We start from the raw sequence: 26,535 nt of genomic DNA on the forward strand, positions 1-26,535 counted from the left end.
CTCGTAACGACTATTCTGCAGCAGGACTTACTTGGCAGCAGCAGCGTTGCCCCACCATACCCCCGCCAGGGCTAGCCCGCCGCCCACGGCATGGAAGAGGTGCAACGGCTCCTGTAGCAGCACCCAGGCCGAAAGGGCGACCAAAACAGGCAGCAGGTTCATGAACAGACTAGCCCGGGCGGGGCCTAAGACCTTGACACCCCGTATCCAGCAGTAGGGCGCGCCGATGGAGGCAGCCAGGGCTGCGTATCCCACCAAAGGTGCGTTGCGCATTGTGAGCGGCGATGCTGGCGCCAGCAGCCAGAAAGGCAGCAGCACCAACGTGCCAAAGCCGACTTGTACGTACAACTGCTGCCAGGTGGAAAGGGGCAAGGCCCAGCGGCGCAGCAGCACTCCGTACAGCGCGTTCGAGCCCACGGCCAGCACCATAAGCACATCGCCCCGGTGCAGGGCCCCGTTTCCCGGGGTATCCCACTGGCCGTGGGTCGTGAGGACCACTAGTCCCGCCAGTGAGAGCAACGCACTGCCTACTCGGTTGGCCGTCAGCGACTCGTGCGCGAGCCCGGCGCTGAGTAGCGACGAGAACAGCGGCATCAGCGCCACGATAATGCCCATGTTGACCACGGAGGTCGTTCGGGCTGCTTCGTAGGCCAGTCCCTGGTACGCGGCCATACTCAGGGCCCCCAAAAGCGCCAGTTTAGGCCAGTATGCCCGCACCACGGCACGCTGCTGCCACACCGCGCGAGCCACAAAAGGGGTTAGGACCAGTCCCGCGCCAAGCCACCGGTAGAATGCGATGGCCGCTGGCGCAATCAACCCGGCAGCAGCTTTGGTGACGAGCGTGTTGCCGGTCCAGAGAAGCACTGCCAGCATGGGAAACACGGAAGCATGCCCGGTAAGCCAGGCGGAGGAAGGGCGGTTTTTTGCCATTAGCGAAGGGCGCCTTGAAAGCAACCGCTGCCAAAGCCCGCCACAAAGGTCTGGCTAGCCTTCCCCGGCCGCGCTGGACAAAGTGGCCAGAATGGGGGAGGAATGGTGCGTGAGCTGCACAAATTCGGTCACACTCTGCCCGGTCTGCTGGCGAAAAAGCCGGGAGAAGTAGTGGGGGTCGTTGAAACCCAAGCGGTAGGCTACCTCTTTCACCGAGCACAACGGCCCGTGCAGGAGCAGCCGCTGCGCTTCGAGCACCAGCCGGCGATGCAGGTACTGTTTGGGCGACACCCCCGTGTAGCGCTGCACCAGCCGCCCCAGCACCCGGCCCGACACGCCAACCGCCTGCGCCAGCGCCGATACACTCGGCTGGTGGGCAAACTGCTCGTCAACGAGCTGCTTGAAGTGGCCAAACTGCCTCATGCTGGCCTCTACCACGGGCGAGGATTCCGCCTGAAAATAGGCGTAGTTCAGCTCGCATAGCAGGGTGTGCAGGTACGCCAGCAGTAAACTGGTAGCGGCAGGTGCCCGCCGTGCTTCGGCTGCGGTTGTCTGCACGGCCTCCACCAGCACCTGCACGCGGCTTTGCGCATCGCCAGCCAAGCCGAATACCGGCTGATGCCAGGGGTTGCGCAGAAACGGGTAGGCCTGCGGCAATCGGGCTACGCATTCGTCATCGAACACCAGTTGCCAGCTGCCCGGTGGCAGCGGCTGCTTCGCCGGGACGTGTATCTGGTGGGGCACCATCAGGAATACCTCCCCGGCTTTTACGGCGACCTCTTGTAGGTCCACTCCCTGTTGCGACTGGCCCTGGGCTACATACAGCAGCAGGTAATACGGGTGCCGGTGCGGCGTGGCAGGCCGCTGGCGTTCAGGCTCGCCCTCCCCAAAGCAACGCGCGTACACGTTAATGGTGGGGTGTTGCGTAAGCTGATGCAATAAGTGGCTGGTTTCTATCATGGCTGTTTTGGCCCACGGCACCATTTCCCTGGTTTGACGCATTCAGGGATGAAGCCTTAAAATTCGACCAGCGAGACAAATAAAGTAAGCTGGAATTGTGCCTGTCAAACTTACTGGTCCTTCAAAGGCTAAACTGCAGCTGGAAACACTGCTTTCCTTGAGCCGCTCAAGCAGAATGCCTCGAGCGGGGCATCATCTACCAAAACGCCTGCCCCGCAGACGACTCGGTTCTTTGCCGCCATAGTGGCCTATGGCAACCTCTAACTGGGTTAAAAACTTTATTATTGCACTACTGCTGATTAACGATATTATTACGGACACGCAATACGAGAAACAAACCGCCCAAACGCAGTTCCAACGCCAACATGAAGTTATTTTTTGCGGCTTGCTCATACTTCCTGCTCATCCCGCTTCTTCAAGGGCAAGCCCTCAAGCAACGGGTAGATGCCTATCTCCTGCGGGAATTGAAGAAATTCGATGTGCCTAATGTGGAGGTAATCATTGTGACAAACGACTCCGTCATTTACACCAAATCAGTGGGTGGGGCAACCAGCCCAGACACGCCGTATTACCTGGGGTCGGTGAGCAAGTCCTTGACCGCCTTTGGGGTGCTCACGCTGGTAGAGAAAGGGTTATTGACGCTTGACCAACCCGTAACGACCGTTATTCCTACGCTTCACTTTACCGGCGGCAAGAAGATTACCATTCGCCACCTCCTGAATCATACGAGCGGAATTGCCAAAAAAACGGGGTTTGACGTCCTGCCCCTGCTTCGTGAAGTAGAACGAGCGGGCTTTTCCGTTGCCACCACGTCCTTGCCGGGCCAACGGCACGAATACTCCAACATGAACTACGCCCTGCTGGGGTTAATTATCGAAAAAGTTAGCGGCCGCTCGTTCCAGCAGTACATGGCCGAGCAGGTGTTTGCGCCGATGGGCATGACGCATTCGCGGATTGGTTCGTCCGAGCAGAACGAAGACCGGGTCATTTCGCAGTACCAGTATTGGGGGCCTTTCGCCATCAAGCGTTCCCAAGTCAACTACTCGCTCACGGCGGTTCCCGCCGGTTTTATTTGTAGCTCCGCGGCCGATATGGGGAAATACGTGCAGGCGAATCTTAACAACGGCACCGTAGGCACAACAAATGCGCTGGACAGCAACCTCATGAAGGCCATGCACACGCCTTGGACAAAAGGCCGGGCGGGGTACGCCATGGGCTGGAACCAGGGGAGCTACAACGGCAAGCGGCTGCTGCAGCACCTCGGCTCCACGGCCACTTCGTATTCCGGTATTTTTTTGTTACCCGACGATAACCTCGGACTGGTGGTGTTGACGAACTCCAATTCCATGGGCTTTTCGGAAGGTCTCATGGAAGGCATTCTGAGCATCATCACCGGCGGCGAAGCCAAAAGCCCGTCTGGTAACGAATTGTATTTGAGGTGGCTGATAGCGCTGCTGACGCTGTTTGTAGTGGGGCGCCTGGCGTATAAGGTTGTGCTCATGTGGTGCACAGGCCACCCCGATAATACGACCAGGAGCAAGGAAATTCGAGGTTTCGCCATCAGCATCCTATGTTTTGGAGGGGGCATATTCCTGTTCGGAAAAATCACCAACGTCCCGTTTACCAGCATGCTGAAGCTTCAGCCTGACGTTGGCTTGCTCATTCTTCTTGCTTTTGGTAGTACTGTCTTTATCAAGCTGTTACGGCTGGTGCAATTGATGGCTGCACCTTTGCCACCAAAATAGGTAGCGTCCGATATCTAAATGAACCATCATGCTCACCGCTGGACGCGCGCCGCGCCCATCCGGTGACCAACCGAAGCTCGCCCCTACCTCATCCGTCTGCAGGACGTGAAGGCCATTTTGGGGTGTCAGGCTGCGTCAGCCTGGGCCACGCGACGCGCGCGACGGCCACCCTTTGGAGCTTAGCGGGGCTTGCGCAGCAGCACAAAGACTGCGGGGGTGGTACCGTTGCTGGAAGCATAGCCCATGGGATTGGCCGCGTACACTTCGTAGCCGCGCGCCTCGAATTCGTTGACGGCCTTAAACAGCGGCCCCACGTCGTGGTAGTCCTTGGTTTCGTCTTTGACCTTGCGCTCCTCGAACTTGCCTACCCCCTCCGAGACGAAGAGGAAATTGCCCCGCTTCTCGACCATGACGTAGTCGTACTGCTTGCCCTCGGCGGGCAGCTTAGCAGCAATGAGGCTGCCGGCGAGCAGCAGGGCCAGGCCGAAGAGGCCGGTTTGGCGGGAGAAGAAGGTCATGGGAAAGGAGCTGAAGATAGAAAGGCAATATTACGCTGCCACCTTGTTCGGCGGCCCGTCGGGCACCCTTTTTCTCTTGGACAATAAAAAAGGCCATTTCCGTAGTGGAAATGGCCTTTTTAGCAAACTGGCGGTCTGGACGGGACTCGAACCCGCGACCTCCGCCGTGACAGGGCGGCATTCTAACCAACTGAACTACCAAACCGTTTGCCTTGGTGGAGAAGCCGTGTGCTTTTCCGTTTTGGTGTTACAAAGGTAGGGCAAGAAAACCGCGCCCTGCAAACCTGGGGCCAATATTTCTTCAAAAAAGCGGGTTCACGGAAGCTTGGGGGTTGTTTCTCAGGAACATTAATTTTTGCACTACACCCCAACTACGGATGTTTTACCTTTGCCAACCGCCGTATCGACGGCATTTACGGGCAGAGGTCGCGGGTTCGAGTCCCGTCCAGACCGCTGCTACCCGCTATTTTCGCCTTCCCACTCACTTGCCAAGCCATTCGCCGCCCATGCTTCTCGATTTTGAACAACCCATCGCCGCCCTCGAAGGCAAACTCCTGGAAATGCAGAAACTCGCCGCCGAAAGCGATGTGGAAGTAGGAGAGGCCGTAGCGGCGCTGGAAAAACGCATCAAAGACCTTAAAAAGGAAACCTACGCCAACCTCACGCGCTGGCAGCGGGTGCAGCTGTCGCGGCACCCCGACCGGCCCCAGATGCTGGACTATATAGGCGTGATGGTTGATAAGTTTGTTGAGTTGCACGGCGACCGCACCGTGGGCGACGACAAGGCCATGTTGGGTGGCCTGGGCAAGCTCGATGGACAAACCGTGATGTTTATTGGCCAGCAGAAAGGCCACAACACCAAGGAGCGCCAGTACCGGAATTTCGGCATGGCCAACCCCGAAGGGTACCGTAAGGCCCTGCGGTTGATGAAAATGGCCGAGAAATTCAACGTGCCGATTGTAACGATGATTGACACGATGGGCGCTTTCCCGGGCCTGGAGGCCGAGGAGCGGGGCCAGGGCGAGGCCATTGCCCGCAACCTTAAGGAGATGTTCATGCTCAAAGTGCCGGTTGTGTGCGTCATCATCGGCGAGGGGGCCAGCGGTGGCGCCCTGGGCATTGGCATCGGCGACCGGGTGCTGATGCTGGAAAACACCTGGTACTCGGTGATTTCGCCCGAGTCGTGCAGCAGTATTCTGTGGCGCACCTGGGATTATAAAGAGCAGGCTGCGGAGGCGCTCAAGCTCACGGCTACCGATATGCACAAGGCGGGCCTCGTGGATGGCATCGTAAAAGAGCCGCTGGGCGGGGCCCACACCGCGCCCGAGGCGATGATTGAAACCCTGAAAACCACGCTGCTGAAGACGCTGAAGGAACTGGCCGCCATCCCGGCGGCCGACCGCATTTCGCAGCGCATCGACAAGTTCTCGGCAATGGGCGTGGTGGTGGAGTAATCGTAGCACGCAGCCTTTGCTGCGTGTTTGAGGCGAGTCCTATTCAATAATGCTCAATCATACCCGCAGCAAAGGCTGCGTGCTACTTTCCTGATGAAGATTCATACCATCGATACCGGCTTGTTTAAACTCGACGGCGGGGCCATGTTTGGCGTGGTGCCCAAAAGCATGTGGCAGAAGCTGAACCCGCCCGATGCCAACAACATGTGCACCTGGGCCATGCGCTGCCTGCTGATTGAAGATGGCGGCCGGCTGCTACTCATCGACAACGGCATTGGCGACAAGCAGGACGAGAAATTCCGCGGCCATTTCTTTCTGCACGGCGACGATACACTGGAGAAGTCGTTGCGCAAGCTGGGCTTCACCAGCGCCGACATTACCGACGTGTTCCTCACGCACCTGCACTTCGACCACTGCGGTGGGTCGGTGCAGCGCCGGCCCGATGGCGCGCTGCAAGTCGCCTTTCCCAACGCCACGTATTGGAGCAACGGGGCGCACTGGGACTGGGCCGTGACGCCCAACCCGCGCGAAAAGGCCAGCTTTCTGAAGGAGAATATCCTGCCGATTCAGGAGAGTGGGCAGTTGAAATTCGTTGAGCTTACTGGCGGCGTGCCCAATTCCCTGCCGCAGTTCCGCGAAATCATTCTGGCCGACGGGCACACTGAGAAGATGATGGTGCCGGTGATGGAGTACAAAGGCCGTACCCTTGCTTTTATGGCCGATTTGCTGCCCAGTGCCGCGCATATTCCGCTGCCCTACGTGATGAGCTACGACGTGCGCCCGCTGCTTACTATGCCCGAGAAGGAAGCGGTGCTGCGCCGTGCCGCCGCCGAGAATTGGGTGCTGCTGCTCGAGCACGACCCCACAAACGAAGCCTGCACGGTGGTGCTAACCGACAAAGGCGTGCGCCTCGACCAAACCTTGCGGGTGGCTGACTTATGAGTTTGTTGCATGGCGGAGTAGGGGAAGAATACCGTATGAGGAGAAAATTCGACCGAAAAGAACGTGCAGCTTCCTTACGACCCCGCCAATCCAGCAGCTCCCCAGACCAATAATCCGCAACTCGGGTTGGCGTTATCGGGAGGCGGGGCGCGGGGCATTGCGCACTTGGGCGTACTGGCCGCGCTCGATGAGCTGCAACTCCCGATTGGCCAACTCTCGGGGGTAAGTTCGGGAGCCATTGCCAGCGTGTTTTACGCCGCTGGTTTTCCGCCGCGCGAGATTCTGAGGCTGCTGCTGGCCACCAATTTGTTTCGGCTCACCCGGCCAGCCTTCAGCCGGTTTGGGCTGCTGCATTTTGATGCGGTGGAGCAACTGCTGGCCCGGCACCTGGGCACCACGCTTACCTTCGAGCAGCTGAGCCGGCCGCTTACGCTGGTAGCTACCGATTTGATGGTGGGCGAGTCGGTGTATTTCAGCTCGGGACCATTGTTGCCGCCACTGCTGGCGTCGTCGGCGGTGCCAATCATCTATCGGCCAGTAGAATACCAGGGCCGGCAGCTGGTGGATGGTGGCCTGCTGAACAACCTGCCCGTGGAGCCGCTGCTGGGCCAGCCCGGCTTGCGCGTGGTGGGCGTGCACTGCAACCCCATCAACACCGAAGCGCGGATTCCTACTTTCCGCCGCCTCATCGAGCGCACGCTGCATTTGGCCATCAACGCCAACACGGCGGCCCGCAAAACCCAGTGCCACCTGCTGCTCGAGCCGCCCGAGCTGCGGCACTACCGCCCACTGGGCTACAAGCGCGGTCCCGAGCTGTTCGATATTGGCTACCGATATACCATGGGGCAGGCGGCCGCGCTAGCGGCGCTGCTATGAATTGTGCGTTGAGCTTACGCTTGTCGTAGACCCGGCCGGACAGGTCGCTTGCCCGATGATTGGGCAAAACGGCTAGTTTTGCCTTTTGCTCCAACTATTCTATACGTTCCGGCCCGATTGTGGCAGCTAAAGCTTGCCTCATTACCCCTATTCCCTGACAATGTCTCCTCGCGATAAATCCCCTTTTTGGCATTCTATGGCCACGCTCGTCTTCAAAGTGGCTGGCTGGCGCCTGGGCGAGATTCATAACCCGGACATCAAGAAGAGCATGATGATTGCCGCCCCGCACACCAGCAACTGGGACATTATCCTGGCTCGCGCGGCATTTTACCTAATGGGCGTGCCCGTGCGCTTCACAGTGAAAAAGGAGTGGACCGAGAACTGGGCCATGGGCTGGCTCGTGAAAGCCATTGGCGGCCTGGCCGTGGACCGTAGCCGCAACAACAGCCTCGTGGATGGCATGGTGAAGCTGTTTGCCGCGCACGAGGAATTGGTGATTCTCATTACCCCGGAGGGCACTCGCGCCTACCAGCCGCGCTGGCGCAAGGGCTACTACTTTGCCGCCCTCGGCGCGCACGTGCCTATTCGGCTGGGCTACCTCGACTACGCGAAAAAGGAAGCCGGCATTGGCGAAGCCGTGTGGCCCACCGGCGACTATGAGGCCGACGAGGCCAAGATAAAAGCATTCTACCGGACCAAAACCGGCCGGTTCCCCAGCCAGGGCGTGCGGTAGCTTAAGCAACCAGGCGCCTAAATACGCCGGTTGGATGGCCACTAAACCGCGTTAGGTAACTGCTTGCTGCACCGATTCGGAGACGAGCGCGGGCGCGGGGCTGGTGGCACACAGCTTCACCCGGAACGTGGTGCCTTGGCCTTCTTCACTCTCCACGTCGATGTGGCCGCCTTCGTACTGCACAATGCGGTTGACCAGGAACAAGCCGACACCGGTGCCGTCGCCCGCGTTGGGGTGAAACCGCCGGAACAAGTGAAACAGCTCGTGGCCATGCTGCGCGAGGTTCAGCCCCAGGCCGTTGTCGGCTACTTCGAGCACGGGACAACCATCGTGGTGGTAGGAGCGGATGAATACCTCGGGCGGGCGGCCAGGGTGGCGGTACTTGATGGAATTGCTAACCAGGTTGAGCAGAATGGTGCTCAGGTTGCCGCGCGCATACCGCACGTCGGCCAGGGCGCCGAAATCGGCGCTGATGCGCGCTTCGGAGGCCACAATCTGCGGGTCCAGCGACTGCAGCACCTCGGCCAGCAACGGGCCCAGGGCCACCAACTCAGGTAGCTGCTCGCCCTGTTGGCGCTGCTCCTGCACCACGGCCGCCAGGTCGGTGACGGTAGTGTGCAGGCTGGTGAGCGAATTGTCGAACAGCCGCAGGATGAGGGCTTGTTCGGGGTCCTGAAACACCGCCGAACGGCGCAATTCCTCAAACAGGCCGCGCAGGTTGTTCACGGGCTGGCGTAGGTCGTGGCTGGCAGCGTACACAAAGTTGTCGAGGTCCTGGTTGGTGCGGGCCAGCTGGCGGTTGCGGGCCTCAACGGCCTCGTTGGCCGCGTTGAGCAGGGCGTTGCGCTCGTCGCGCTCCTGGCGGGTGCGGGTGAGCTCGGCCAGGGAATCGCGCAGCTCTTGGTTCATGCCTTTCAACTCGCTGTGATAGCGGGCCTCGTATTGGCGCCATTCGTTTTTCTCAATGGCAAAACGAACAGTTTTGTTCAGTAGCTCGCTGTCGAATTGCTGCTTCACGAGGTAGTCGAGGGCGCCGCTGTTGAGGGCGCGTACCGCCAAGCGCTCGTTGCCGTCGCCGGTTATCATTACCACGCACATGGCATGCTCGGGCACCAGCTTGGCCAGTTGGGCCAGCATGGTCAGGCCATCAGTATCGGGCAGGTTATAATCGAGCAGCACGCAATCGGGGCGCACGTCCCGAAAAAGAGCCAGTCCCTCGTCCCCGCTGTAAGCTTCGTGGATTTCGAGGCGCTCCAAGCCCGGCTGCAGGCCCAGAAAGCGCCGGTAGAGCAGGCAGTCCTGCGCGTTATCGTCAATAATTAATATCTTCTTCACGCGGGTAGGCACTGTGCCTGCGGCTAATTTACGGTGGGTGGTTCGTTGGATTCCAGCCAATATCGCACAATAAGCCGGACTTTCTCTTCCAATGCCGGGTAGTTTACGGGTTTGGTCATGTAGCTGTTGGCCCCCAGGCGGTAGCATTCGTCAATGTCCTTCACATTGGACGACGTGGTGAAGACGATAACCGGAATTTTATTTAGTTTGGGGTCCGCTTTTAACGTGCCAAGCACGGTGCGGCCGTCGGTGCCCGGCATGTTCAGGTCGAGCAGGATAAGGGCGGGCAGCGCCGACGGCCAGTTGGGGCGGTCGCCGTAGCCGAGCAGGTAGTCGAGGGCCTGGTCGCCGTCTTCGCACCGAAACACCGGGTTTTGCAGGGCGTGCTTGCGAAAAGCACGGCCCAGGGCGGTAAAGTCCTCGGTGCTGTCTTCCACCACGAGTACGGGTTTAAGGGATGAAGTCACTTACAATAATTTAGAGATAGTGAAATAAAACGTTGCGCCCTGGCCCAGTTCCGATTCAACCCAGAGCTCGCCGCCATGTTTGTCCAGCATCTTCTTTACGATGGCCAGGCCGGCCCCGGTGCCACCGCCGTATTTGTCCTGGCCGTGCAAGCGCTTGAAAATGCGGAAGATGCTTTCGTGGTGGCGGGCATCGATGCCAATGCCGTTGTCTTTTACATACAGCACCTCGAAGGCCGTGGTGTCGACCAGCCGGTGATAGGGTGGATGAGCGGTTGGCGCAACGCCGATTTCTACGTGTTTCTCCGGCCGGTCGTTGTAGCGCAGGGCGTTGGTGAGCAAGTTATTGAACACTTCGCCCAGGCGCACCGGGTCGCAGCGCAGCGTGGGCAGCGGAATGGGAACCGCCACGGTGGTGCCGGTTTGCTCGAAGCGGGGCGCCAGCAGCTCAAGCACCCCGGCCAGCAGCTCATTCAGGTCCACTTCCTCCACGTTGAGCTCCTCGCGGCCCGCGCGCGAAATCCGGAGCAGCGACTCGATGAGGGCCTCCATGCGCTGGCTCAAGCGGACCAGGGTTCGCAGCTTGCTCACGCCTTCGGCATCGAGCTTGTCGGCGTAGTCCTCCAGCAAAAACAGCGAGTAGTTGTGGATGCCGCGCAGGGGCTCCTTCAGGTCGTGCGAGGCCACGTAGGCAAACGAGTCGAGCTCCTCGTTGCTGCGCTCGAGCTCGGTGTTGAGAGCCGTGAGGCTGCGGGCCCGGGCCTGGAGCTCGTTAAATATTTTCAGCCGCACGTCGGAAATAAACAGACGGATGTCGCGGGCGGCAGCAATTTCCAGCGGCTGCCACGGCACAGCTGTGTCTTCTACCGCTTGCTTCCAGGCTTCGAACGACTGGCGGGGCGAAAGGAAAATTTGGCCGTCGACGGTGGTTTGGTTTTTTTCGTGGCGGCCGGCCCAGGTCACGGTTTGCAGCTGCTCGGGCCGGAACCAAAAAATGTATTCGTTGGGTGCCTGGGCGAGCCGAATGGCCAGAATGCCGCTGGCTGTGCCCCGAATGGCGCGCCCGGCTGGGTTGAGCTGCGCGTAGGAATCGGTGTGAAACACCTCCTCGTTGGGGGCGAACTCGCGGAGCCAGTCCACCAAGTCGGCCAGCTGTGTGGGCGTGGGCGTGTGGCCCAGCCGAATGGTTTCGCCCTCGAAACAAATGGCTGCCCCACCGCAGTCGAACACGTCGAGCAGGGTGGGCGAGAAGCGGTGCAGGCCATCCACGAAGTTGGGCTGGGTGCTCACCAGCTCGAATAAGCGCGTTTGGGTTTCGGCAATGCGCTGGCGGTAGGCCAGCTCGTCGTACTGCTGCTTGGTTTTGAGCAGCGCCGATAGGGTTTTGCCCAGAAACTGGCACAGGTCGCGCAGCTCGTAACTCACCAGGCGCGGGCTTTGGTGGTGGCAGGTAATCATGCCCCACAGCCGGCCATCTTCGATGAGCGAGATGGTCATGGTGGCCTGCGAGCCCATGTTGTGCAGGTACTGAATGTGGATGGGCGACACGCTGCGCAGCACCGAGTAGGTCATGTCGGGCGGGCGGTTGCTCATGGGGTGCCGGGCCGGCACCAGCGGCGTGGGCATGTACGAGGCGTCGGGGATGAAGCGCAGCCAGTTTTTGAGGTACATGGCCCGGGCCTGCTTCGGAATGTCGGTGGCCGGGTAGTGCATGCCCAGCCAGGGCGGCAGGTCTTCTCGCACGGCTTCGGCAATCACCTCGCCGCTGTCGTCGGGGGTGAAGCGGTACACGGCCACCCGGTCGAAACCGGTGAGGGCACGCACTTGCTCCACCGCTACCTGGCACATTCCGAGGGTCGTGGCCGCGCCCAGCAGGCTGCCCAGCGTGAGGTTGAGGGTGGGCAGGTCGAGCGCGCTCACGGTGGTGTCGGCCACGGGCTCGCCTTCTACCCACAGCAAATCGTCGTAGCGGTGCAGAATAAGCTTGTAGAAGGGCCGGTTCAGCACGCGGTCGAGGCGCACGCCCAGCAGGCGGCCCTGCTCGGTAATGCTCGGCCAGAGGCGTTCGACCTCAATCAGCTGCTCAGCCTCCATGAGACGGCCCAGGCCGGTGCCCACCAATTCTTCGGGCGCAACGCCCAGCAGGTCCTGGGTGTTGGCGCTGGCCATCACTACCTGCCGCGTCTGCTCATCGAGGCACAGCAGAAAGCCATAAGGCTGAATCAGGCCGGGAATGTGGATGGGCTCGCGGTCGCAGTTGTTGAGGTCGATGGGCTGACCGACCAGCGTTTCGTCGGACAGTTTTACTCCTGAATGAGCCATGCGGCGAGGGTTTGGAACGTGAGAATAGCCGACGCCACAACGGCATCCGCGTCTTCGGCAGCCGCGGCGGCTTCCAGCAATTGGCCAAACTGCTTCCAGAGCGGGCCGGTGCGCTCGGCACGACCCGCGAAGAAACTGCGGCCTTCGATGCCCGCGGCAGCCAAGTGGCGGGCAATCACCTGCCCGCCCAAGCTCGAGCCTTCGAGCACGTACATAGCGCCCAATAGCTGGGCACGAGTGTCGAGCGGGGGCAGGGTGGGGCACAGCGGCGGCTGGCCGGGGTAGCCCAACCGGGCCAGGTCTTCGAGAATGAGCGGGGCGCGGTAGCGCTGCTCGAGCTGCCACTCGGGGCCCAGGGCAGCGGCGTGCCGGTGCAGGGCAGCTTCGTAGGGCTGGACAAAGCCGTACATGCGGGCCAGAAAATGCGCGGTTTGGGCGGCAGTAACGGTGCCGTTTGTCAGGGCTTGGTTGAAGGCATTGGATTCAACTCCGTCGTGGAATGGTCTGGTTTCGAGACGCAGACGCGGGAGTATGGCCGGGCTTTCGGCCGGAGCGGCCATCGGGGGTTGCAATGAGTTCAAGCTGCGAAAATTGGATGACGCCCGATAAACGCACTTTTCGGGCTAATCCTGGGTCAGGGCGTAGCTGACCAGGTTGGCTCCCATGCGGAGGGCTGTGTCGTGTACGGCGGGCGAGTCCTCCGGGTACGTGCCCTGGTCTTCCCAGCCGTTGCCGAGGTCGCATTCGTAGGAGTAAAAGCACACCAAACGGCCCTTGTACAGCAGGCCAAAACCCTGGGCGCGCTTGCCTTCGTGCTCGTGCACCTTGGGCAAGCCCCTGGGAAACTGGTATTTCTGGTGGTAGATGGGATGCGAGAAGGGCAGCTCCACAAATTCAAGCTCGGGAAACACCTTTTTCATCTCGGGGCGGATGAATTTATCGAGCCCGTAATTGTCGTCGATGTGCAGAAAGCCACCGCCGGTGAGGTAGCGGCGCAGGTTGCGCGCCTCGGCGTCGGTGAAGCTCACGTTGCCGTGCCCGGTCATGTGAACGAAAGGGTAGGAGAGCAGCTCGGGCGCATCGAGCTCCACGGTGGCTTCGTCGGGCGCGATGTTGGCGTGCAGGGCCTGGTTGCAGAATTTGATGAGGTTGGGCAGCGAGGTTTTGTTGGCGTACCAGTCGCCCCCGCCCCCGTAGTGCAGCTTGGCAATGCGGAAACTAGGGGCCGGGGCCGCCGCCGTGAGGGTGAGCAGCAGCGCGAAAGAAAGCAGCAGGGATTTGAACATAAGTAGAGAAGCGCGGCTGAGCCGGATGGGCTTATAATTGCGAGCCGGGCCGGAAAGTTCGGGCCTGCTGGCCGTGGTTGGGGCCATTGGGCGTAGCAAGGCTGCAAAGTAGCGCCAAGCCACTACTTCCCACCTCTGATTCTTTGCTGTCTCATTCCATGCCCACACTTCAACTCCAGCAATTTCTACAAAGCACCGGGGCCATCAGCGCGGTGCAGGCAGTGGAAATCTCCGCCAGTTTCAGCTTACGGCATCTTTCCCGTCACGATTTCCTGCTGCAAGCCGGGCAGGTGAGCGACACGTACTTCTTCATCAGCCGGGGCCTGCTGCGCTCGTTTGCGCTCGACCCTGACGGCACCGAAGTGACGACGGGCTTGGCGGGCCCGGGCCAGGTGGTATTCGAAGTCGCCTCGTTTTTCAACCGGACGCCCTCGCTCGAATACATTCAGGCCCTGACCGACTGCGAAGGCTGGTGCCTGAGCTACCAGCAGCTGAATGAGCTGTTCCACGCGCGCAGTGAGTTCCGGGAATTTGGGCGCGGGGTGCTGGTGCGGGGCTTCGCGGCGCTTAAGGCGCGCATGCTGGCCACCATTACCGAGTCGGCCTCGGCGCGCTACGAGCACCTGCTGCAGGCCCACCCCGAACTGCTGTTGCACGTGCCTCTCAAGTACATTGCCTCCTACCTGGGCATCACCGACACGTCGCTGAGCCGCATCCGTAAAGCCGGTGGCAAGAAATAAGCAGATGCCCTGATTTCTTGCCAAATGGCAAGCGGCAGGTCGAAGGCAGCGGGTTGTTTTGTAACACGAATTCCGCAACTAAGCCCACCCGAAATGGAAACCCTGCCGCTGGCGCTGCCACTCACGTTTATACTGACCACGGCCCTTGCAGTTGGGCTGTTTTATGTAGCCGCGCGGCGGTCGGGGCGCGTGCTGGCCGGGCTGGGGGCGTGGCTGTTGCTGCAAGGTGCCGTCGGGCTCAGTGGGTTCTATACCGTCAGCAACACGGTGCCGCCGCGGCTAGCACTGCTCCTCGGACCGCCGCTGCTGGTTACTGGGATGCTGCTGGCTACGGCCGCCGGCCGTCGTTTTCTTGATGGCCTGCGCCTCGATGTGCTGACCCTGCTGCACGTCGTGCGCATTCCGGTGGAGCTGGTGCTTTTCGGTCTCTACCTGCACCACGCCGTGCCGCAGCTGATGACCTTCGAGGGCCGCAACTGGGACGTGCTGGCTGGTATCACTGCGCCGCTGGTGTATTTCCTGGCCTTTCGGCAGCGGTGGCTGGGGCGGCGCGGTTTGTTGCTCTGGAACGTGCTGGGTTTGGCTTCGCTGCTCAACATTGTGATGAATGCGGTACTGTCAGCGCCCACGCCAGTGCAACAATTTGGCTTCGAACAGCCGAACGTGGCCGTTCTGCATTTTCCGTTTGTGTGGCTGCCGGGCGTGGTGGTGCCGCTGGTGCTGCTGGCGCACCTCACGGCCATTCGTCGGCTGTGGGTAGCAGCTGCGAAACCTGTTGCCGCCGAAATTATGAGCGCGGTGTTGCCATAGCCGTAGCAGGTGAGGCTCCAGGGGTTACGCCTCGTCGCGACACTGGCGCATTTCAGGCCCAATCTTACAATGCCTGCTGCTCGGGCGCCCACCAACTGACGCACCCATTCCTGCGCATCCTGCCGCAACTCAACAGCGTGCTTACGCACGCGGAGCCGCCGGAGTAGCGGAACCGGCTTACTTTCGCTTGGCCCGAATACACCCCCACGGGCAATGCTCATGACCGGCTTCAAAATCATTGCCCTCCTCATTCTGGCTTTCGGCCTCTACCACAATTATCAGCAGGATGCCGGGCAGCACCGCAAGGCCAAAACGTGGCAGGCCATCTGCCTGGCGCTGCTGGTGCAGGCGTATGCCGGCATTTTCGGGCAATTGGGCTGGCTGGTGAGCCATTGGGCCGACGCGCAGCAGAAGTTCGGCGTTGCCGTGGGCTATGTGCCGGGCGAGGCGCACTGGCCACTTTACCTGCTGCACATTGGCTTGGCCCTGCTCGCGCTACTCACGGCAATGCGCATGATAAACCGCTCGGACGCCGCCCGCCGTCGGTTGCTGTGGCTGCTGCCACTACTGGTGCTCGCCGAAACCTTCAGCTTCTACCGCGGCTGGCTCAGCGGCAGCGCCGAGGTGCCGCTCATGCACGCCTTCGTGCTGGCGCTCGGGTTCGCCTTCAACGGCGCCGTGGCGCTGGTGATGCACTTGGTGTACCGCAGCCAGTTTATGCGGGCGTTTTACCAGACGGTGCCCGTGGCGGTAGCTGAGCCCGCCGCATTGGCTTGATTTGTCCAGCAGCTGTTTTAATTACTGAAACCAACGACCAATGATAACGGGCAAGGATTTACTCGATTTGGGTTTGAAGCCCGGCAAATGGTTCAAGGAAGCGCTGGAGCACATCAATGCCCACGACCTGACTGGCGACGCGCTGCACGCCTACCTCGATACGGTAAAACCCGCGCCGGTCATCCCGCTACTGGATGCGCCGGTGCATTTCTACGAAAACATCCGGGCCGATACCGCCGTTGAGCAAGCCAACATCGACTACGTGCGGCAGTCGATGCAGCAGCTCATGCGCACGCCCACGGTGGTGGCCGGCGCTATTATGCCCGATGCCTGCCCGGCGGGGCCGCTGGGTACCATCCCGGTGGGCGGGGTGGTGGCCACGCGCAACGCCATCCATCCGGGCATGCATTCAGCCGACATCTGCTGCTCGGTGATGCTGAGCAACCTGGGCAAAACTGACCCCAAAACGGTGCTCGACGTGGCCCAGGCCATCACGCACTTCGGCCCCGGCGGGCGAGACCCCGAAAAACAGTTTGCGCTACCCGCTGAAATTCTGGCGGAGATGCAGGCCAACCCGTTTTTGAACTCCGAGCGCAGCCTGAAAATGGCGCGCGAGCACCTCGGCACCCAGGGCGACGGCAACCACTTTCTGTACGTCGGCGTCTCCAAAGCCACTGGCGACACCATGCTCGTAACGCACCACGGCTCGCGCGGCGTGGGAGCCGTGCTGTATGGCCACGGGATGAAAGTGGCCGAGTTCTTCCGCCGCGAAATATCGCCCGCCACCGCCCCCGACAACGCCTGGATTCCCAGCGAAACGCCCGAAGGCGTGAACTACTGGGATGCCCTGCAAACTGTGCGCAAATGGACCAAGCGCAACCACGAGGTGCTGCACGAGGCCATTGCCGCCAAGCTGGCCGCCACCGTGCAGCAGCGCTACTGGAACGAGCACAACTTCGTGTTCCGCGACGGCGACGTGTTCTACCACGCCAAGGGCGCCACGCCGCTAGCCGCCAAGTTCATGCCCGACATTACCGGCCCGCGCATCATTCCGCTGAACATGGCCCAGCCCATTCTGATTGTGGAAGGCGACACCACCACCAACAACCTGGGCTTCGCTCCGCACGGCGCGGGCCGCAACCTTAGCCGCACGCGCCACAAATACAGCAAAATTGGCCAAACCAACGAAGCCATTTTCGAAGCCGAAACCCAGGGCATCGACGCCCGCTTTTATTTTAACCGCATTGATATTTCGGAGCTGCCCAGCGCCTACAAAAATGCCGAGGACGTGAAGCAGCAAATCACCGATTTCAACCTGGCCACCGTCATCGACGAAATCCACCCCTACGGCTGCATCATGGCCGGCGACTGGGAGCAGGACGCCCCCTGGCGCAAAAAGAAGCTGGCCAAAGCGGCGGCAGCGTTGGCGGCCCAGGGAGGAGTGGACACGCAGGAGGATACCTCGGCGCTTACCGTGGAATAACCGGATGACCTACAAATTATCATGTTACCATTCCTACGCACCACTGCTCTCATCTTCATATTAACCGCAGCCATTCCTACTACTATTGTTCGCGCGCAAACAAAAACAATACAATCGGGCTGGAAAGTACTTCAGCTTCCTCATGGCTGGCTCCTCAACGTTCCAAAGGATTTCAAAATCAGGAAGCTACAAGGGATTGATACTGAGGGCGGCGTTATTCGTTCAAGAAAACGCAACATATCCCTGACCTATGAGGAGTTCTCAAATTGGTATGTAATCAAAAAAGACTGCGATACGACAAAGGCCGTACTCGAAGCCACCAGAATTTACTACCAAGAAGGCCAGCGAGTAATAATGACAAGCGGAGATGATTGTGAAGGCCGCACTGACATTACTCTGCGCAGTTATGACCTCATAAATGGAGCAGAAATTTTATTAACCGAAATCTTCAGTACGCTTCGCTTACCCCATTCCAGCTTAACTAGAGATAAAAACCTGAAGTCTTTGAAATCAGTGCGCTAGCTGGGCGGTAAACACTGCCGCTAACGCCGCCGTCTCGGTGCGCAGCCGCGAGGTGCCCAGCGTCACCGGCCGAATGCCTTTCGCCAGCGCCAGTGCAATTTCCTGCGGCGTAAAGTCTCCTTCAGGCCCAATGAGCACACAACAGCTTGCTCCCGCGCCGACTACCTGCGTCAGCGCCGTGCGCTCGCCTTCCTCCAGGTGCGCGATGTAGGTGGTTTCGGGCGCAGTGCCCGCCACGAAAGCGCCGAAATCCTGTAGCTCGTCCAGCTGCGGCAGCCACGCCTGCCCCGACTGCTTCAGGGCGCTGATGGCAATTTTCTCCAGCCGCTCTAGCTTCAGCTCGCGGCGCTCAGAGCGGGCGCAACGCAGGAAGCTGATGCGCTCAACGCCCACTTCCACGGCTTTTTCCACGAACCACTCCATGCGGTCGAGGTTTTTGGTGGGCGCCACCGCTACGTGGGTGAAGTGCGCGCGGGGCGCTACTGCTTCGTGGTGGGTAATGCGCAACTGGCAGCGCTTGGGGTTGGCGTCGGCCACAGCGGCTGTGTAGAGGCCGCCACGGCCGTCTACCAACGCTACTTCATCGCCCGCGCCCAAGCGCAGCACCCGCACAGCGTGTTTGCTCTCCTCTTCGGAAAGCTGGTAGGTGGCGGCGGCAGGCGTAAGGTCGGGAGCGAAGCAGGTGAGCATGGGGGCGAAGTTCGGGCAGCAGGCGGTAATTTCGATAACTATTAACTTAGGGCAGTCAGTGATTGCAGGACTTTTGTCGAATGAGTGTTAACTGCGTGTTTTCTTGTTTACGCGTGATTTGGATATGAAAAACACCCTGTTTATCCTGCTATTTTTGGTTGGTTGCTCACCCAAATTTCTTCCTCAAGCTGCCACCAGGGTTGAGCCGTTACCAAAAGGAAAATATGCTCACCGGCCGACCGAAGGCTCCGGAATGGAAGTGCCTATTGATACCGTTACTGCTGTTGACACGCTAATTCACCGTCTCAATGGCAAGTGGGAGTTTGTTGAAACAGGCAAAGCTTATTACATCGGCTACACTGACGATATGTATTCAATCGCAGCTCATGGAGAAACTGCGATTAAGCCGCTGATGGAATTTCTGAAGTCATCTGCTACTCCACAAGGCAAATACGGGGTCGTGTATACCCTACACTTGATAGGTATAAACAGTGTTGTAGCCGGCCGTTTTTATGAAGAATTCACCAGTAAAAAAGCACGCCAAGCACTGTTGTCGTTGCTGAACTCTTCCGAATTATCTCCTGCTGTTATTCACTTACTAATGCGCGACCCTTGGCAATCGGATGTGCCTAATTATTTCACATTATTAGCCAAGCCTTCAGATAACTCCTGGATTCTTGTCAATGCTTTGAAACTTCAGAATCTTCCGGGGCTGCCGATTCAGCAGGAGCGAAATATTCCGAAGAGGATTAGTGAAACAGTTTTTCCTTACCCTCGTGTAATTCATCGAACCCGGCTTGAAGAAAAAGTAGCGGCTGAAGAAAGCAAATTAAGTAGTGATGACGAGCAGATTTTGGGGATTCTGCAAGCCATCAAAAGCCTGAACCGACCAGATATCCATGTGGAGAATGCACTCTTTCACGAAAAGAAATTCTGGGGACGTTGGAGTACAGAATTTGGATGTAAAAACTGCATTGGGGTTGGGGGTGAAGTTTTATCAATTGCAACCTTTTTAGAAAATATAGATGAAAGCCGGATTCAATATTATCTCAATGCTGAAGGACTTACTATCTGCACCTCCGAAACGGCTCGGCAGCTTTTGGTTGAATGGTGGAATGCACAATCCGATGCTTTTAAAATGAGATTCCAGGTTGATAAAGCAGACCCTGCCATTAATAATATGCGAATAGGATATTAAAAACCGCGTCATAAACCTCGCTAAAACGCAAAAACCCCGTCAGCTGCAACTGACGGGGTTTTTAGCGGGTGAGTGAAAGAGGGGAAGTGTGGGGTAAGAAAGGTTATGCTTCTACAGCCACGCGCGGGGCGCCGGCCAGGATTTCTTCGTTGGCGTACTCGGCGTACTTCTGGAAGTTGGTCACGAACTTCTCGGCCAGCGAGTTGGCGGTTTTGTCGTAGGCTTCTTTATCGGCCCAGGTGTTGCGCGGGTCCAGAATTTCGGAGGGCACGCCGGGCACCGCGCCAGGCACCATCATGCCAAACACGGGGTGCTTGGTGAACTTCACCTCGTCGAGCTGGCCATTCAGCGCAGCCGTAATCATGGCCCGGGTGTAGGGCAGCTTCATACGCGAGCCGGTGCCGTAGCTGCCGCCGGTCCAGCCGGTGTTGATGAGCCACACGTTGATGTCGGGGTTTTCGTCCATCTTCTGGCCCAGCATCTCGGCGTACTTGGTGGGGTGCAAAGGCAGGAATACTGCGCCGAAGCAGGCCGAGAACGTGGTTTGCGGCTCCGTCACGCCCATTTCGGTGCCAGCTACCTTGGCGGTGTAGCCCGACATGAACAGGTACATGGCGTGGCTCTTATCGAGCTTGCTGATGGGCGGAATCACCCCGAAAGCATCGGCCGTGAGGAAGAAAATGTTCTTCGGCGCATCGGCCACGCCGGGCTCGATGGCGTTGTCGATGAAGTTGATGGGGTAGGCGGTGCGGGTGTTCTCCGTCACCGACTTGTTGGCGTAGTCCACGGTGTGGGTGCCGGGAATAAAGCGCGTGTTCTCCACGATGGAGCCGAAGCGGATGGCGTCCCAAATCTGGGGCTCTTTCTCCTGGCTCAAATCAATCACCTTGGCGTAGCATCCGCCCTCAAAGTTGAAGATGCCGGCGTCGGGCGTCCAGCCGTGCTCGTCGTCGCCGATGAGGCCGCGGTTGGGGTCGGCCGAGAGGGTGGTTTTGCCGGTGCCCGACAGGCCGAAGAACACGGCCGTGTCGCCTTTTTCGCCCACGTTAGCCGAGCAGTGCATGCTCAGCGTGCTGTGCTCGTGGGGCAGCAGGTAGTTCAGCACGCCAAAAATGCCTTTTTTCATCTCGCCGGCGTAGCCCGTGCCGCCAATCAGAATCATCTTCTTGGTGAAGTTGATGATGGCGAAGTTGGGCTGGCGGGTGCCGTCCACGGCCGGGTCGGCTTCAAAGCCGGGGGCGCAGATGATGCTGAAGTCAGGCGTCCAGCTCGTGTCCGCGCCTTCGGTGGGGCGCAGGAACATGTTGTAGCAAAACAGGTTGTGCCAGGCCTGCTCGTTCACCACGCGCAGCTTCAGCTGGTAGTCGGGGTTGGCGCCGGCGTAGGCTTCGCGCACATACAGGTCCTTGTCGGCCAGGTAAGCCACCATTTTCTGGTGCAGCTGGTCGAACTTATCGGACTCGAAAGGAATGTTGATGTCGCCCCACCACACGCTGTCGGCGGTGTTGGCGTCCTTCACCACAAACCGGTCTTTAGGCGAGCGGCCGGTGAATTTGCCGGTGTCGGCCATCAGGGCGCCGTTGTCGGTGAGGGAGCCCTCGCCGTTGCGCAAAGCGTGCTCAACGAGCTCGGCAGGCGTTAAATTGAGGTGAACGGTAGCGGTATCGGTGAAGCCCAGGGGCTGCAAACGATTCCGGACATCGGCGGCATTGGTGGGAGCTGCGGACATGACTACGAAGGGGTTGGGTGGGAATACTCGCAATTGAGAATACAAAGGTAGAATCGGACGGGCTGACAGTAGTGAAACAATTCGTTTCTTTACTGGGACAAATTAAACCTGTCGTCGTTCATCCAATGGTTTTTAGTTTCGCAACGCCCCCTACGGGACGTCAGGAGGCCAAATCGTTGGACAGGCCCTTACGCATAGGCCGGCAATTGGTTTGCTTTGTCCCTGCTTTTTTCTGCCTACCATGCCCACCCACATTGCTCGCTACCACGGCCTCTACGGCGACGACAAGGCCCAGCTCTCGCACGATTACCTGCAGAGCCAGCTCATCGCGCCGCGCCCCCGGGCCACCGATTGGGGCCTCAAGCCCCACCTGCACGAAAACTTATTCCAGCTGTTCTTTCTCGAGGCCGGCCGTGCCGCCTTCGAGGCCCCCGAACCCGTGCCGCTGCGCACGCCCTGCCTGGTCATCATTCCGGCCAACACGGTGCACGGCTTTACGTTCAGCCCGCAGGTGCGCGGGCGCACACTCACGCTCTCCGAGGCCCTGCTCGATACCATTCTCCAGGCCTCGCCCGGCGTGCTGGTCGAGTTGAACTCGGTGCACATCCTGTCGGATTTCAACACGGAAGTCACCTTCGGTGATTTGCTCGACCTGGAGATGCAGATTCACCAGGAAATTCATGCCGAGCTGCCGGGCAAGCAGCTCGCGCTGAACGGCTTTTTCAAGCTGCTGTTTGTGAAGATTTTCCGCCTGCTGCAGCACAACCGCCGCAAGCAGGAGAGTCCCAACCGCGCGCTGCACTATTACCGCGAGTTTCAGAAAGCCATTGAGCGCACCCAAGATTTTAGCCGCAAAATCTCAGACTATGCCCACGAGCTCAAGATTACCCAGGTGCACCTCAACCGCATCTGCCAGGCCGTGAAGGGCAAAACGGCCCAGCAGGTTGTGCAGGCGCATACCATTCGCAAGGCGCACAACTACTTATTATATACCTCGCTCTCGGTGGCCGAAATTGCCTACGCGCTGCAGTTCGTCGACCCGGGTTACTTCGCCCGGTTTTTTCGCAAGCAAACCGGGCTCGCGCCCGGGGCTTACCGCGCCAAAGCCTACCGCAGCGAGGGTGCAGGCAAGGCCGGAAAGGGGGATGCTGCCTTGTCATCCTGAGCGCAGCGAAGGACCTTGTCACGCTTGAACCACTGCCGTAGTTCTCATTGGCGCGGCCGTTATCGCAGATGTGATAAGGTCCTTCGCTGCGCTCAGGATGACAAAGGGCATCGGCGCTGGTATTACTTATCAAAAGGCGCACAATCCCGAAACTTTCCTAGCTTTACCGTGCCCGTACTGCATTACTTGCGCATTGGAGCCGGTTTTACCCGTCATCATCTCATTTCCCACCCTAGTTTCCTCTATGCAAACTGTTCCTGCTCAGACCGAGCAACCGCTGTCGGCGGAATCCACGAGCCACCCCAAGGGCTTGTCCGTGCTGTTCACCACCGAAATGTGGGAGCGGTTCTCCTTCTATGGCATGCGGGCCATCATGAAGCTGTACATGGTAAAGGCCCTGCTGTTTAGCGAAGCCGATTCCTCGAACCTGTACGGCTCGTACCTGGGCCTGGTGTACCTCACGCCGCTGCTCGGCGGCTACGTAGCCGACCGCTACTGGGGCAACCGGCGCTCAATTATGATTGGCGGCCTGATGATGGCCCTGGCGCAGTTCGTGCTCTTCGCTTCGGCGAGTGCCTACCAAAACGTCGGTTTTTCGCACATGGCCTTCTACACCGGCCTAGCGCTGCTCATCTTCGGCAACGGCTTCTTCAAGCCCAACATTTCCAGCATGGTGGGTAACCTTTACCCGGCCCGCGACCGGCGTATTGACGTGGCCTACACCATTTTCTACATGGGCATCAACGTGGGAGCCACGTTCGCGCCCATCATATGCGGCTACTTCGGCGATACGGGCCGCCCGGCCGATTTCAAGTGGGGCTTCCTGCTGGCCGGTATCGGCATGCTGCTGGGCACGGCCACGTTCGAGTTCCTGAAGGGCAGGTTTGTGGTAACCCCCGAAGGCGGGCCACTGGGAGCCAAGCCGGAGCGTTTGCCGGCCCAAAGCGCCGCCGATGCCGCCGTTAGCAACCGCAAGAACCTGATGCTGGTGGCTCTGTTTGCCGGCGTGTTTGCCTTGCTGTACTTCCTGGTGCTTGACCAGAAAATCATCGATTCGCTCATCTATTCGGCCATGGTGGTGGTGCCTATTGCCGTGCTGGCCGATAAATCCCTCACGCCCGTCGAGCGCCGCAAAATCAACGTGGTCCTCATCATCGGCTTCTTCGTGATTTTCTTCTGGGCCGCTTTCGAGCAGGCCGGCAACTCGCTCACCACCTTCGCCGACAAGCAAACCGACCGGCAGCTGGGCTCCTTCCTGGTGCCGGCGTCGTTCTTCCAAACCATCAACCCGTTCGGCATCATCCTCTTCGCCCCGGTGTTCGCCGTGCTCTGGACCTGGCTGAGCAAGCGCGGCTGGGAGCCTTCCTCACCCCTGAAAATGGCTTATGGCCTGGCGCTGCTGGCTGTGGGCTACCTCATCATCGCCTTTGGCGTAAAGGACGTGACGGCGACCACCAAGGTGAGCATGTTCTGGCTCACGGCCATGTACTTGGTACATACGTTTGGTGAGCTGTGCCTGTCGCCCATCGGCCTGGCGCTGGTGAACAAGCTGGCCCCCGCCCGCGTGGCTTCGCTGATGATGGCCGTGTGGTTCCTGGCCATTGCCACCGGCAACAAGTTCTCGGGTACGCTGGGTGCGCTGTACCCCGAGCCGGGCAAGCCCGCTCCGCACTTCGCGGGCTTCGAGATTACCGGCCTTTACGAGTTCTTCATGGTGTTCGTGGTGCTATGCGGCGCCACGGCCTTCCTGCTGCTTCTCATCTACCGCAAGCTGACCAAAATGATGGAAGATGAGCCCGCTACCGGGGTTACTCCCATGCTGGAACAAGCTTAAGCACCATTGCTAATAACTGCTATAAAGGCCCCCGATGCTACTGCGTCGGGGGCCTTTTTCTTTACCTGCTCCTAGCCAAGTAGGGTGCGGGGCTTGCCCCCGCCCGTCGTTGAACGAAATCCGGACCAATCGTTCAACGACGGGCGGGGGCAAGCCCCGCACCCTACTTCGTCAGGAGCGTAATGGCCCCCAATGCAAAAGCCCTTTCGGCCACACGGCCAAAAGGGCTTTTGCGTTGGAGAAGGGCGCGGTCCGGCCATGGGGCATTAAGCGGGCAACTCGGCTTTGCGGGTGGCTACCAGCGGCAGCAGCACATCGGCGCGGGTCAGGCGGCTGTCGGCGGTGTTGGCGTCGAACATGCGTTCGGCCTTGTCGTCGCCGCCCTGCTTGTAGGTTTTCAGCACCAGGTTATTGAGCCGGGTTTCGTCGGCCAGCAGCTCGGCTTTGGCCTTCGCCTTCGCTTCCGGCTCGGTGATGGCGGCGACCTCCAGCGTGCGGGCCGCGTTTTGAGTGGTGAGGCGCGTGATTTCGGTGGCGCGGCCTTCGGCGCTGTCGAAGTTGGCCACGGAATTGGTCAGGCCCAGGCGCTGGTACTCGGCCGTGGATTTGCTGTTGGTCAGGAAGACCGTGAATCGGTCGCATTCGGCCTTGGTGAGGAGCGCCGCTACGATTTGGGCATCGGTGTAGGACATGGCAGGAATTGGTTGATGTGGAAAAAAGTGAAAGGAAAAATGCTGAGCGAATAAGAGGCCGCTGAAGCGTCAGGCTTCAGCCAGTGTCCCGCATGGTCGAAGCCTGACGTTTCGACCTATTCCTAAACGGCTCCATTGCGGCATACAACCACTGCTATCCTTCTTTATTGCGTGTCCCTACGAATAATCCGGCGCGGGCCCGCCCCTACGCTTCGAGGGCGGCGGCCAGCACGGCGGCTTCGGCGCGCAGGCCGGCCAGGCGGGCCTGGGCCAGCAGGGTAGGTGCCCGGCCGCTGGTGCCAAGCAGTTCCTGCCGGGCCTGGCTGAGCAGCAGCGCCCACTGCGCCTGCTGGGCCCCGAGGCGCTGGGGCGGCAGCGGGTCGGCGGCCGGAGCGAGGGCGGCGGGCACGGCGGTGGCGGCCCCCAGCCGCTGCCGGGCCGGGGCCGCGCGGGCGGGCAGCACCTGGGCCAGGCGGTGGGCCAGCCGGGCGGCGGCGTAGCGGCAGTCGGCCAGCCGGCCAATGGCCGGGCCCAGGTCGTCGGCTTCGTCGGGGGTGGGGGCGGGTGGCCCGGCGGGGGCGGCCAGCACGAGGGCGTGCAAGGCCCGCAGGCGCTGGTCGGCGGCGTAGGGCAGGGGCCGCCGGCCAATTTCGGCGTGGTTGATGCGGGTTTGGGTGGTGCCCAGCAGGTGGGCCGCCTCGCGCTGGCTCAGGCCGAAGTGGGCGCGGGTGGTGGTCAGGCGCTGGTCGGAGGCGCAGGGAAGCTCAGTCATGGGGAGCTAACGCATGGGGGGACTCAAAATTACAGGGCCTTATATTTTGAGTCCCCCCTCGGGGAGGACTCAAATTTTAGTCGCCATTTTTTTGAGCCCCCCCCGTAGCGGTAGCTGGGCTGCCGGTAGGGGCTCGGCCCGCGCATTTCGGGCAGGCTGGCTTTACTAACAACCCGCCCGGCCACCCTGCCGCTTCAGCCGCTGAAGAAACAGAAAGCCCCGCCAGTAGCTGGCGGGGCTTTTTTGGTGGGTATGGTTTCGTTAAGCGGACTAACTTGCGAAAAGTTAGTAGACTACGAATTCCACCGTTTTTGTGAACCCTTTCGATGAGCGCGCTGCGCCCAGTAAGGTGGTAGCTTGCTCTCCTGATTTCACGTTGCCAAGGTCCCACCCTGCTTGGCTCACTCTCTCCCTTTGCATGAAGAATTGTTCGGCCTCCCTCCACTTCACGTTACTGCTCATGGCCCTGCTCGGCGGCGTGGCCGGCCCCAGCTGGGGGCAAGCCCAGCTGGCCAGGGCCCTGGACCCGCGTGTCCTCTTCACCCAAACGGCGGTCGT

General features: G+C 60.0%; 25 protein-coding genes and 1 tRNA gene. 13 read left to right on the top strand and 13 right to left on the bottom strand.

Annotated elements, in window-relative coordinates:
- Positions 1-27: 27 nt before the first annotated feature.
- Together ABD837_RS19190 and ABD837_RS19195 are read right to left on the bottom strand one after the other, a co-directional pair.
- The gene (locus tag ABD837_RS19190) at positions 28-873 is read right to left on the bottom strand and encodes a DMT family transporter (protein ID WP_345057736.1); all 846 of its coding nucleotides are present in this window, start codon (positions 871-873) and stop codon (positions 28-30) included.
- A 111-nt stretch (positions 874-984) separates the two neighbouring features.
- Positions 985-1,932 (bottom strand): helix-turn-helix domain-containing protein, encoded by a 948-nt coding sequence (locus ABD837_RS19195; RefSeq protein ID WP_345057739.1) that lies wholly within the window; start codon positions 1,930-1,932, stop codon positions 985-987.
- 323 nt (positions 1,933-2,255) lie between these two features.
- On the opposite strand from ABD837_RS19195, the gene ABD837_RS19200 reads away from it, so the two are divergent.
- The gene (locus tag ABD837_RS19200; RefSeq protein WP_345057742.1) at positions 2,256-3,635 is read left to right on the top strand and encodes a serine hydrolase domain-containing protein; all 1,380 of its coding nucleotides are present in this window, start codon (positions 2,256-2,258) and stop codon (positions 3,633-3,635) included.
- 179 nt (positions 3,636-3,814) lie between these two features.
- Here the strand turns inward: ABD837_RS19200 and ABD837_RS19205 are convergent, their stop codons facing one another.
- Both ABD837_RS19205 and ABD837_RS19210 read right to left on the bottom strand, forming a co-directional pair.
- Positions 3,815-4,153, bottom strand: a complete 339-nt coding sequence (locus tag ABD837_RS19205; RefSeq protein WP_345057744.1) for a hypothetical protein — start codon at positions 4,151-4,153, stop codon at positions 3,815-3,817.
- A gap of 128 nt (positions 4,154-4,281) precedes the next feature.
- Positions 4,282-4,358 (bottom strand) — tRNA-Asp (locus tag ABD837_RS19210).
- A 301-nt stretch (positions 4,359-4,659) separates the two neighbouring features.
- Between ABD837_RS19210 and ABD837_RS19215 the strand changes: the two genes are divergently transcribed.
- From ABD837_RS19215 to ABD837_RS19230, 4 genes are all read left to right on the top strand, one after another.
- Complete coding sequence (locus ABD837_RS19215) at positions 4,660-5,607, top strand: acetyl-CoA carboxylase carboxyltransferase subunit alpha (protein ID WP_345057747.1); 948 nt, start codon at positions 4,660-4,662, stop codon at positions 5,605-5,607.
- A gap of 93 nt (positions 5,608-5,700) precedes the next feature.
- Positions 5,701-6,549, top strand: coding sequence for an MBL fold metallo-hydrolase (locus tag ABD837_RS19220; RefSeq protein WP_345057748.1), 849 nt, complete (start codon positions 5,701-5,703; stop codon positions 6,547-6,549).
- A gap of 63 nt (positions 6,550-6,612) precedes the next feature.
- A complete protein-coding gene (locus ABD837_RS19225; protein WP_345057751.1) occupies positions 6,613-7,425 on the top strand; it encodes a patatin-like phospholipase family protein in 813 nt (270 codons plus the stop codon).
- Between the two features lie 196 nt (positions 7,426-7,621).
- Positions 7,622-8,158 carry a 1-acyl-sn-glycerol-3-phosphate acyltransferase gene (locus ABD837_RS19230; protein ID WP_345057754.1) on the top strand — a complete coding sequence of 179 codons (537 nt, stop codon included), beginning with the start codon at positions 7,622-7,624 and terminating at the stop codon, positions 8,156-8,158.
- Positions 8,159-8,209: 51 nt separating this feature from the next.
- Here the strand turns inward: ABD837_RS19230 and ABD837_RS19235 are convergent, their stop codons facing one another.
- From ABD837_RS19235 to ABD837_RS19255, 5 genes are all read right to left on the bottom strand, one after another.
- On the bottom strand, positions 8,210-9,493 hold the full coding sequence (locus ABD837_RS19235; protein WP_345057757.1) for a sensor histidine kinase: 1,284 nt from the start codon (positions 9,491-9,493) through the stop codon (positions 8,210-8,212).
- A gap of 23 nt (positions 9,494-9,516) precedes the next feature.
- Positions 9,517-9,960, bottom strand: coding sequence for a response regulator (locus ABD837_RS19240; RefSeq protein WP_345057759.1), 444 nt, complete (start codon positions 9,958-9,960; stop codon positions 9,517-9,519).
- On the bottom strand, positions 9,961-12,279 hold the full coding sequence (locus tag ABD837_RS19245) for an ATP-binding protein (RefSeq protein ID WP_345057762.1): 2,319 nt from the start codon (positions 12,277-12,279) through the stop codon (positions 9,961-9,963).
- A complete protein-coding gene (locus ABD837_RS19250) occupies positions 12,261-12,839 on the bottom strand; it encodes a biliverdin-producing heme oxygenase (protein WP_345057764.1) in 579 nt (192 codons plus the stop codon). Before ABD837_RS19250 ends, ABD837_RS19245 begins: the two co-directional genes overlap by 19 nt.
- 63 nt (positions 12,840-12,902) lie before the next feature.
- The gene (locus ABD837_RS19255; protein ID WP_345057767.1) at positions 12,903-13,565 is read right to left on the bottom strand and encodes a DUF4159 domain-containing protein; all 663 of its coding nucleotides are present in this window, start codon (positions 13,563-13,565) and stop codon (positions 12,903-12,905) included.
- Between the two features lie 158 nt (positions 13,566-13,723).
- Here ABD837_RS19255 and ABD837_RS19260 point away from each other — a divergent pair, with 158 nt between their 5' ends.
- The 5 genes from ABD837_RS19260 to ABD837_RS19280 all read left to right on the top strand — a co-directional run bounded on the left by ABD837_RS19260 (position 13,724) and on the right by ABD837_RS19280 (position 17,897).
- A complete protein-coding gene (locus ABD837_RS19260; protein WP_345057770.1) occupies positions 13,724-14,305 on the top strand; it encodes a Crp/Fnr family transcriptional regulator in 582 nt (193 codons plus the stop codon).
- 93 nt (positions 14,306-14,398) lie between these two features.
- A complete protein-coding gene (locus tag ABD837_RS19265) occupies positions 14,399-15,115 on the top strand; it encodes a hypothetical protein (protein WP_345057773.1) in 717 nt (238 codons plus the stop codon).
- Between the two features lie 219 nt (positions 15,116-15,334).
- Positions 15,335-15,892, top strand: a complete 558-nt coding sequence (locus tag ABD837_RS19270; protein ID WP_345057776.1) for a hypothetical protein — start codon at positions 15,335-15,337, stop codon at positions 15,890-15,892.
- A gap of 40 nt (positions 15,893-15,932) precedes the next feature.
- On the top strand, positions 15,933-17,375 hold the full coding sequence (locus ABD837_RS19275) for an RtcB family protein (RefSeq protein ID WP_345057780.1): 1,443 nt from the start codon (positions 15,933-15,935) through the stop codon (positions 17,373-17,375).
- Between the two features lie 21 nt (positions 17,376-17,396).
- On the top strand, positions 17,397-17,897 hold the full coding sequence (locus ABD837_RS19280) for a hypothetical protein (protein WP_345057782.1): 501 nt from the start codon (positions 17,397-17,399) through the stop codon (positions 17,895-17,897).
- Here ABD837_RS19280 and ABD837_RS19285 read toward each other — a convergent pair.
- Positions 17,886-18,587: a 16S rRNA (uracil(1498)-N(3))-methyltransferase gene (locus ABD837_RS19285; RefSeq protein WP_345057784.1), complete on the bottom strand. Its 702-nt coding sequence runs from the start codon at positions 18,585-18,587 to the stop codon at positions 17,886-17,888. The genes ABD837_RS19280 and ABD837_RS19285 overlap by 12 nt on opposite strands.
- A 124-nt stretch (positions 18,588-18,711) precedes the next feature.
- Between ABD837_RS19285 and ABD837_RS19290 the strand changes: the two genes are divergently transcribed.
- Complete coding sequence (locus tag ABD837_RS19290) at positions 18,712-19,785, top strand: hypothetical protein (RefSeq protein WP_345057786.1); 1,074 nt, start codon at positions 18,712-18,714, stop codon at positions 19,783-19,785.
- A 103-nt stretch (positions 19,786-19,888) separates the two neighbouring features.
- Here ABD837_RS19290 and pckA read toward each other — a convergent pair whose 3' ends face one another.
- Entirely contained in the window at positions 19,889-21,514 is a 1,626-nt protein-coding gene (pckA, locus tag ABD837_RS19295) for a phosphoenolpyruvate carboxykinase (ATP) (protein ID WP_345057788.1), read from the bottom strand.
- Between the two features lie 241 nt (positions 21,515-21,755).
- Here pckA and ABD837_RS19300 point away from each other — a divergent pair, with 241 nt between their 5' ends.
- Together ABD837_RS19300 and ABD837_RS19305 are read left to right on the top strand one after the other, a co-directional pair.
- Entirely contained in the window at positions 21,756-22,679 is a 924-nt protein-coding gene (locus ABD837_RS19300; RefSeq protein ID WP_345057790.1) for a helix-turn-helix domain-containing protein, read from the top strand.
- A 244-nt stretch (positions 22,680-22,923) separates the two neighbouring features.
- On the top strand, positions 22,924-24,513 hold the full coding sequence (locus tag ABD837_RS19305; RefSeq protein WP_345057792.1) for a peptide MFS transporter: 1,590 nt from the start codon (positions 22,924-22,926) through the stop codon (positions 24,511-24,513).
- A 266-nt stretch (positions 24,514-24,779) separates the two neighbouring features.
- Here the strand turns inward: ABD837_RS19305 and ABD837_RS19310 are convergent, their stop codons facing one another.
- Together ABD837_RS19310 and ABD837_RS19315 are read right to left on the bottom strand one after the other, a co-directional pair.
- Positions 24,780-25,205, bottom strand: coding sequence for a hypothetical protein (locus ABD837_RS19310; protein ID WP_345057794.1), 426 nt, complete (start codon positions 25,203-25,205; stop codon positions 24,780-24,782).
- A gap of 205 nt (positions 25,206-25,410) precedes the next feature.
- Positions 25,411-25,977, bottom strand: coding sequence for a helix-turn-helix domain-containing protein (locus ABD837_RS19315; RefSeq protein ID WP_345057796.1), 567 nt, complete (start codon positions 25,975-25,977; stop codon positions 25,411-25,413).
- Positions 25,978-26,535 lie beyond the last annotated feature (558 nt).

Origin of the sequence: Hymenobacter glaciei, from assembly GCF_039539585.1 — a bacterium.
Classification (GTDB): Bacteria; Bacteroidota; Bacteroidia; order Cytophagales; family Hymenobacteraceae; genus Hymenobacter; species Hymenobacter glaciei.